Source organism: Meridianimarinicoccus marinus (genome assembly GCF_040689105.1).
Classification (GTDB): Bacteria; Pseudomonadota; Alphaproteobacteria; order Rhodobacterales; family Rhodobacteraceae; genus Meridianimarinicoccus; species Meridianimarinicoccus marinus.
In genome coordinates this window covers 43,757-51,622 of sequence record NZ_JBFBVU010000027.1, presented here as the reverse complement: position 1 = coordinate 51,622, position 7,866 = coordinate 43,757, and the positions used below count along the sequence as shown (strand labels likewise).

The window sequence follows — 7,866 nt, the reverse complement described above, 5'->3', positions numbered from 1 at the left end:
GTTCGGCGGCAAGGAAAGCCAGATGAACATCTTCTGCGCCGTGGCCGCCATCGCCGCCAAGCGCCTGAACCGCCCGGTCAAGATCCGCCCCGACCGCGACCAGGACATGACCGCGACCGGCAAGCGCCATGACTTCGTCATCGACTATGACGTGGCCTTTGACGGTGACGGGATCATTCAGGCCGTCGAAGGCACTTTTGCCGCCCGCTGCGGCTTCTCGTCGGACCTGTCCGGGCCGGTCACCGACCGGGCGCTGTTTCATGCCGACAACGCCTATTTCTATCCGCATGTGCGGCTGGTCTCGCGTCCGCAGAAGACCAACACCGTGTCCAACACCGCCTTCCGGGGCTTTGGCGGCCCGCAGGGCGTCATCGCCGCTGAACGAATGATCGAAGAGATTGCCTACACGCTGGGCAAGGATCCGCTGGACGTTCGCAAGGCCAATTTCTACGGCGCGGCGGGCCGCGATCTGACGCCCTATCACCAGCAGGTCGAGGACAATGTCATCGGCCGCGTGGTGGACGAGTTGGAAGCCAGTGCCGACTACCGGGCGCGCCGGGCAGCGATCATTGCCGAGAACGCCAAGGGCGGGGTCATGCGGCGCGGGATCGCGCTGACGCCGGTCAAGTTCGGCATCTCTTTCACCGCGACCTGGTACAATCAGGCGGGCGCGCTGATCCATGTCTACAACGACGGCTCGATCCACCTGAACCACGGCGGCACCGAGATGGGGCAGGGGTTGAACACCAAGGTGGCGCAGGTCGTCGCCGATGCCTTCCAGGTGGATTTCGAACGCATCAAGATCACCAAGACCACCACCGAGAAGGTGCCCAACACCTCGGCCACCGCGGCCTCGTCGGGGTCGGACCTGAACGGCATGGCCGCGCTGGACGCGGCGCGGCAGATCAAGGAACGGCTGGTGGCCTTCGCCGCCGAAAGCCGCAAGGTCGCGCCCGAGCAGGTGGAATTCCTGCCCAACGCCGTGAAGATCGGCGAAGAGGTCCTGGCCTTCGACACCTTCATCCGTCAGGCCTATATGGCGCGGGTGCATCTGTCGGCGGCGGGTTTCTACAAGACCCCCAAGATCCATTGGGATCGCGCGGCGGGCAAGGGCCGTCCGTTCTACTACTACGCCTATGGGGCGGCCTGTTCCGAGGTCTCCATCGACACGCTGACCGGAGAGTACAGGGTCGAACGCACCGACATCCTGCATGACGTGGGCCGCTCGCTGAACCCAATTTTGGACAAGGGACAGGTCGAGGGCGCCTTCATCCAGGGAATGGGATGGCTGACCACGGAAGAGCTGTGGTGGGACGACGCCGGGCGGCTGCGCACCCATGCGCCTTCCACCTACAAGATCCCGCTGGCCAGCGACCGCCCGCGCGTCTTCAACGTAAATCTTGCCGATTGGTCCGAGAACCGCGAGATGACCATCAAGCGTTCCAAGGCCGTGGGCGAGCCGCCCTTCATGCTGGGCATTTCGGTGTTCGAGGCGCTGTCGATGGCGGTGGCCAGCGTGGCCGACTACAAGGTCTGCCCGCGTCTGGATGCCCCGGCGACGCCGGAACGCGTGCTGATGGCGGTGGACCGCCTGAAGGCTGGGGTCTGAGCCAATGGCCCGTGCCGATGATCTTGCTGTCTTCCTGGGCCAGCCCGGCCCGGTGGCGCGGCTGTGGCTGAGCCGGGTGCGGGGATCCTCCCCGCGCGAGACCGGCACCGAGATGTTCGTGCGCGAATGCGCGCTGTTCGGCACCATCGGCGGCGGCCAGCTGGAGCATCTGGCCATCGACGCGGCCCGCGCCTTGCTGGCCCGGGGCGACATGGCCGCCGATCTGGACCTGCCGCTGGGGCCGGCCATCGGCCAGTGCTGCGGCGGACGGGTCGAGGTTTCGGTGCTGCGGATGAGCGCCTCGGACAAGACCAAGACCATCGCCGCAGCCCGCGATGCCGATGCCGCCCTGCCGGCGGTCTACATTCTGGGCGCCGGGCATGTGGGCCGGGCGCTGGCCGCGCAATTTCAGCATCTGCCGGTGCGCGCGGTGCTGATCGACCAGCGTGTGGATGAATTGAACCTGTGCGAGGCCAGTGTTGAGAAGCGGATCAGCGCGATCCCCGAATTCGACATCCAGACCGCACCCAGGGGCAGCGCCTTCATCGTGCTGACCCATGACCACGGGCTGGATTTCCTGCTGGCCTCGGCGGCGCTGCAACGCCGCGACGCGGCCTATGTCGGGCTGATCGGCTCGGCCACCAAACGCGCCAAGTTCAAAAGCTGGTGCCGGAAACACTGCGACGGCGTCTCCGTCGCACCCCTGATCTGCCCCATCGGGGCAGGCGGCAGCCGCGACAAGCGGCCAGCCGTGATCGCCGCCCAGGTGGTGGCAGAAGTGATCACGGCGCTGACCTCTGAAACTGCCGCAATTCACCCCCGCTGGGGCGCTGCTTCGCATATCGCGGCGCAGTGACATGAGCAGGCCGCGCATCTGTCCGGGAGGACGGGCCGAGCGCGCGCCGGTTTGAAAAGGAGGTCCCCATGAGGGATGGGAGCTATCACTACAAGCTGTTCAACCGCAGCGATTTCAGCGCGTTCTGGGCGCTGTTCACCGACAACCTGATCAACCTGATGGTGCTGGCGGGGATCTGCCAGTTCGTGTTCCAGATGCCCGCCGAGATCGTCTTCGGCCGGATCATTCCCGGCGCGGCCATCGCCATTCTGGCCGGGGTTGCGGTCTATGTGCTGCTGGCCAAACGGGCCGCCGCACAGCATGGGCGCGATGTCACGGCCCTGCCGTATGGCATCTCGACACCGGTGATGTTCGTCTACCTGTTCGGGGTGATCGGGCCGATCTACTGGGCCACCAACGATCCGGTTCTGGCCTGGCAGGTGGGCATCGGTGCGGGCTTCATGGGCGGCATCGTGGCCGGGATGGGCGCCATCGTCGGGCCGTGGCTGAAGCGCGTGACCCCGCGTGCGGGCATGTTGGGCACGCTGTGCGGCATCGCGCTGGTGTTCATCGGCACCGTGCCGCTGGCCATCGTGTTCGAGAACCCCTTCGTCGGCTTTGCCTCGATGATCATCATCCTGTGGGGGCTGGTGGGCCGGTTCCGCCTGCCGTGGAACATTCCCGCCGGTCTGCTGGCGCTGATCGTGGGCACCGTGGTGGCCCTGCTGATCGGCGAGGCGCGGTTCAGCTTCGACGGCGTCGGTTTCTACCCGCCCGTGCCGTATTTCGGCGACCTTGTGGTCGGCATCCAGCATCTGTTCGACAACCCGGAACTGTTCCTGGTGCTGGTGCCGGTGCAGATCTACAACTTCATCGAAACCATGAACAACGTGGAAAGCGCCGAGGCTGCGGGCGATCACTATCCGGTGGCGCTGTGCCAGGTGACGGACGGGGCCGGGACGATGATCGGCGCGCTTTTCGGCTCGCCCTTTCCGACCACCGCCTATATCGGCCACCCGGCCTACAAGCGCATGGGGGCGCATTCGGGTTATATCATCGGCGTGGGTATCGTCATCCCCTTCGCGGCCTTCTTCGGGTTGCTGGCCTTCCTCAACAACCTGATCCCGGTGGCCGCTGCCGCGCCGGTGCTGGTCTTCGTGGCGCTGAGCCTGATCACCAACACCGCGCATTCGGTCAAGACCGATCACATGGCCGCCGTGACCATCGCGATGATGCCTCATGTCTCGGCCTTCCTGATGATCAAATGGGGCGCGATGATTGCGGCACTGGCGGCGACCGGCGTGGTCGGCCTGCCCAGTCTCGGCGATCCCGAGCTGACAGGGGCGCTGTTGCAGCAGGGGGCGCATTTCGAAGGCCATCTGGCGCTGAGCCAGGGCGCCATCCTGACCGGTCTGATCTGGGGCGCCATCGTGGCCAGCGTCATCGACGGCAACTTCCGCAACGCGGGTGGCTTTGCCCTGGCCGCGGCGGTGATGTCCTCGCTGGGGATCATCCATGGCGCCAGCCTGCATTGGCCGGAACTCAGCGGCGTGTCGGCGGGCTATCTGATCGCAGCGGCCTTCCTGTTCATCTACCCCAGGTTCCACAAGGACGAGGATCTGGTGAACCCCAACGCGGTCACCGAAGAGGCGCCCGCCGCCCCGGCCGAGTAACGACGTACGCGCCCCGCACGGGGCGCGGACATCCCTGCGGGCCACGGATCCTCTCCTCCCGTGGCCCGCATCCCTTCACGACGGAATTCCCAGATGACCCAAGACCCCAGCCGCCGCCTGTTGCGCGGCCGTATCCTGACGTTTCATGCCGAGCCGACCGATGCCGCCGACACAAGTGCCTACAGCTATCACGAAGACGGCGCGATCCTGATCGAGAACGGGACGATCCGCGCCATGGGGCCTTATGCCCAGGTCGCGGCGCAAGCGGCGGATGTTCCGGTGACCGACCACCGCCCGCATCTGCTAATGCCCGGCTTCATCGACACCCATATCCATTTCCCACAGGTGCAGGTGATCGCCTCGTGGGGGGCGCAGTTGCTGGACTGGCTGAACGGCTATACCTTTGTCGAGGAAACCCGCTTTGCCGATCCCGACCATTGCGCCGCCATGGCCCGCCATTTCTTCGATCTGCTCAGCGCCCATGGCACCACCACCGCTGTGGCCTATTGCTCGGTCCATACGGCCTCTGCCGAGGCGTTCTTTGCCGAGGCCGCGCGCCGCGACATGCGGATGATCGGCGGCAAGGTAATGATGGATCGCAACGCCCCCGAGGGTCTGCGCGACACGCCGCAATCGGGCTATGACGACAGCAAGGCGTTGATCGCCAAATGGCACGGGCAGGGCCGGGGGCAATATGCGATCACCCCGCGCTTCGCCATCACCTCGACCCACGAGCAGCTTGAGATGGCGGGCGCGCTGGTGGCCGAGCATCCCGAGTGCTACGTCCAGACCCACCTGAGCGAGAACCACGACGAGATCGCCTATACCGCCGAACTGTTCCCCGACGCCCCCGACTATCTGGGCGTCTATGAGCAGGCCGGGCTGCTGACGCCGAAGATGCTGCTGGGCCACTCGATCCACCTGACCCCGCGCGAAATCGCGGTGCTGACCGAGACCGGGGCCAAGCCGGTGTTCTGCCCAACCTCGAACCTGTTTCTGGGCAGCGGGCTGTTCGACGATGCCGGGTTGCGCGGGCGGGGCATCACCAATGCCATCGCGACGGATGTGGGCGCGGGCACCAGCTATTCGATGCTGAGCACCCTCAGCGAGGCCTACAAGATCCTGCAACTACAGGGCCAGAAGCTGCACCCGCTGCGCGCTTTCCACTGGATCACGCGGGGCAATGCCGTGGCCCTGGGGCTAGAGGACAAGATCGGCACGCTGGAGGCCGGGTCAGAGGCTGACATCGTGGTGCTGGACGCCTGTGCCACGCAGGCGATGGCACTGCGGATGCAACGCGCCCAAAGCCTCAGCGAAGAGCTGTTCATCCTGCAAACGCTGGGCGATGATCGCGCCGTCGCCGAGGTCTATGTCGCGGGCCGCCCGGCGAAATCCGTATCCCCGGCCACCGTCACGCGGGAGTTGTGCGCCGCCGGTTGAACCAACGGGAGCGCAGCGCCGTCACAGCCCGAACAACCGGGCGAAGAAGACGGCGCTCATCCCATAGCCGATGACCACAACGATGGCGCGCACCGCCCCGGCCGGGATGGCCTTGGCGACCCAGGCGCCGCAATAGCCCCCCGCCACCGCGAAGACCATCATCAGGATCGCCTTGGGCCAGACCACGATCCCGGCAATGGCAAAGGTCGCCACCGAGATCGTCGACAGCGCAAAGGACAGCCCGTTCTTGACGCCGTTGGACAGGTGGATGTCGCGCCAGCCCCACAGGGCGAACAGCGACAGCAGCACGATGCCCAGCCCGCCGTTGAAATAGCCGCCGTAAAGGCTGACCAGAAACAGGCCAATGGCGCCCTCGGGGCGGAACCCGCGGGCATGGCGTTCGGCCCAGGCCTTCAGATCCTGCCCGAACAGGAAGGCCGTGGTGGCGAACAGCAGCAGGAAGGGCACGATCAGCGAAAACGCCGCATTCGAGGACACCAGCAGCAGCAGCGACCCCACCAGCCCGCCCAGAAGTGTGATCGCCGTGAGCCGGATCAGTTGCGCGCGCTTGAGGGTCTTCAGCTCGTCCACATAGCCGAACACACTGCCCAGATAGCCGGGAAACACCGACACCGTGCTGGTCGCATTGGCCATCACCGGCGGCACCCCGGCCCAGACCAGCGCCGGAAAGGTCAGGAAGGTGCCGCCCCCGGCAATGGCATTGACGATGCCCGCGCCGAACCCGGCCAGGGCAAGTACGATGGTCTCCAGCATCCGCTGTCCTTTCGGCAAGAAAGGGCGGCGCACGCCGGTGCACCGCCCCTTGGATTGTCTAGCGCCCCGGCGGCCCGATGTCAGGCCGCCGGTGCCAGATTTTTCAGACGTGATCGTCGTGCGGCAACGAGCCGTGGCCATGACCGGCCATGCCGCCCGACACCTCTTCGGTGGCCTCATCCGCCAGTTCCTCGGGCAGAACCAGATTCAGCACGATGGCGATCAGCGCGGCGGGCAGGATGCCCGAGGTGGCCAGCACCTTCAGCGTCGACGGCAGGTATTGCAGCGCGCCGGGTTCCAGTTGCAGGCCCAGGCCGAGGCTGAGCGCGATGGCGAAAATTACCATGTTGCGGCGGTTCCAGCTGACATCGGACAGCATCGAGACACCGGCCGCAACCACCATGCCGAACATGACGATGACGCCGCCGCCCAGAACCTCGATCGGCACGGTCGAGATGATGGCGCCGATTTTCGGCACCAGACCGCAGAGGATCAGGAAGATGCCGCCGATGGTCACCACGTGGCGGCTCATCACGCCGGTCATGGCGATCAGGCCGACGTTCTGCGAGAACGAGGTGTTGGGCAGGGCACCAAACAGGCCCGACACCGCCGTGCCGATCCCGTCGGCGAAGGTCGCGCCCTGGATCTCGGTGTCGGTGGCCTCGCGCCCCGCGCCGCCCTTGGTGATGCCCGAGACGTCGCCCACGGTTTCCACCGCCGAGACAAAGCCCATCAGGCAGAAGCCGAGGATGGCGGCGAATGTGAACTCCATCCCGAAGTGCAGCGGGTTGGGCAGGGCAAAGCTGGCCGCGTTGCCGACGTTGCCGAAGTTGACCATGCCCATCATGAAGGCCACCGCATAGCCGACCAGCAGACCGATCAAAACCGCCGAGACCGAGATCATGCCACGGGTGAAGAACTTCAGCCCGAGGGTCACCACGATCACCACCATGGCCACGAACCAGTTCTGGGCCGAGCCGTATTCCGGCGTGCCGATGGCCGGAACACCGCCCGCCGCGTACTGGATGCCGACCTTGACCAGCGCCAGCCCGATCATCGTCACCACAAGGCCGGTGACCAGCGGCGGCAGCGCAAAGCGGATCTTCTTGATGAAGAAGCCAAGGAACGCGTGGAACAGGCCGCCCACAAACACCCCGCCCATCAGCACAGCGATGGCATCAACACCCTTGCCCGCCACCAGCGGGATCATCACCGGGATGAAGGCAAAGGACGTGCCCTGCACGATCGGCAGCTTGGCCCCCACCGGGCCCAGTCCGATGGTCTGGATCAGGGTCGCGAGACCTGCAAAGAACATCGACATCTGGATCATGTAGATCATCTGCGGGAAATCGGGCGAGTTCGAGCCGAAGCCGAAGCCCGCCGCACCGCACACGATGATCGCCGGCGTCACGTTCGACACGAACATGGCCAGAACATGCTGGATGCCCAGCGGGACCGCTTTTGCCAGCGGCGGGGTGTAGTTGGGATCGCGAAGTTGCGCCGCCGTCCCGATGGTTGTGTCTGCCATGGTGTCT

The 7,866-nt window shown here is 65.8% G+C and carries 6 protein-coding genes; 4 read left to right on the top strand and 2 right to left on the bottom strand.

The features are described 5' to 3' along the window. The 4 genes from xdhB to guaD form a co-directional block, all read left to right on the top strand. A partial coding sequence (xdhB, locus tag AB0T83_RS16620; RefSeq protein WP_366194344.1) for a xanthine dehydrogenase molybdopterin binding subunit occupies window positions 1-1,609 on the top strand: 1,609 nt, incomplete at its 5' end. A 4-nt stretch (window positions 1,610-1,613) separates the two neighbouring features. Beyond that, complete coding sequence (gene xdhC, locus AB0T83_RS16615) at window positions 1,614-2,465, top strand: xanthine dehydrogenase accessory protein XdhC (RefSeq protein WP_366194343.1); 852 nt, start codon at window positions 1,614-1,616, stop codon at window positions 2,463-2,465. Between the two features lie 68 nt (window positions 2,466-2,533). Beyond that, on the top strand, window positions 2,534-4,117 hold the full coding sequence (locus tag AB0T83_RS16610) for a permease family protein (RefSeq protein WP_366194342.1): 1,584 nt from the start codon (window positions 2,534-2,536) through the stop codon (window positions 4,115-4,117). A gap of 93 nt (window positions 4,118-4,210) precedes the next feature. Continuing rightward, window positions 4,211-5,557, top strand: a complete 1,347-nt coding sequence (guaD, locus tag AB0T83_RS16605) for a guanine deaminase (RefSeq protein ID WP_366194341.1) — start codon at window positions 4,211-4,213, stop codon at window positions 5,555-5,557. 21 nt (window positions 5,558-5,578) lie between these two features. Here guaD and AB0T83_RS16600 read toward each other — a convergent pair whose 3' ends face one another. Both AB0T83_RS16600 and AB0T83_RS16595 read right to left on the bottom strand, forming a co-directional pair. Next, window positions 5,579-6,331, bottom strand: a complete 753-nt coding sequence (locus AB0T83_RS16600; RefSeq protein ID WP_366194340.1) for a sulfite exporter TauE/SafE family protein — start codon at window positions 6,329-6,331, stop codon at window positions 5,579-5,581. Window positions 6,332-6,434: 103 nt separating this feature from the next. Further along, window positions 6,435-7,859 (bottom strand): uracil-xanthine permease family protein, encoded by a 1,425-nt coding sequence (locus AB0T83_RS16595; protein WP_366194339.1) that lies wholly within the window; start codon window positions 7,857-7,859, stop codon window positions 6,435-6,437. Window positions 7,860-7,866: the final 7 nt, after the last annotated feature.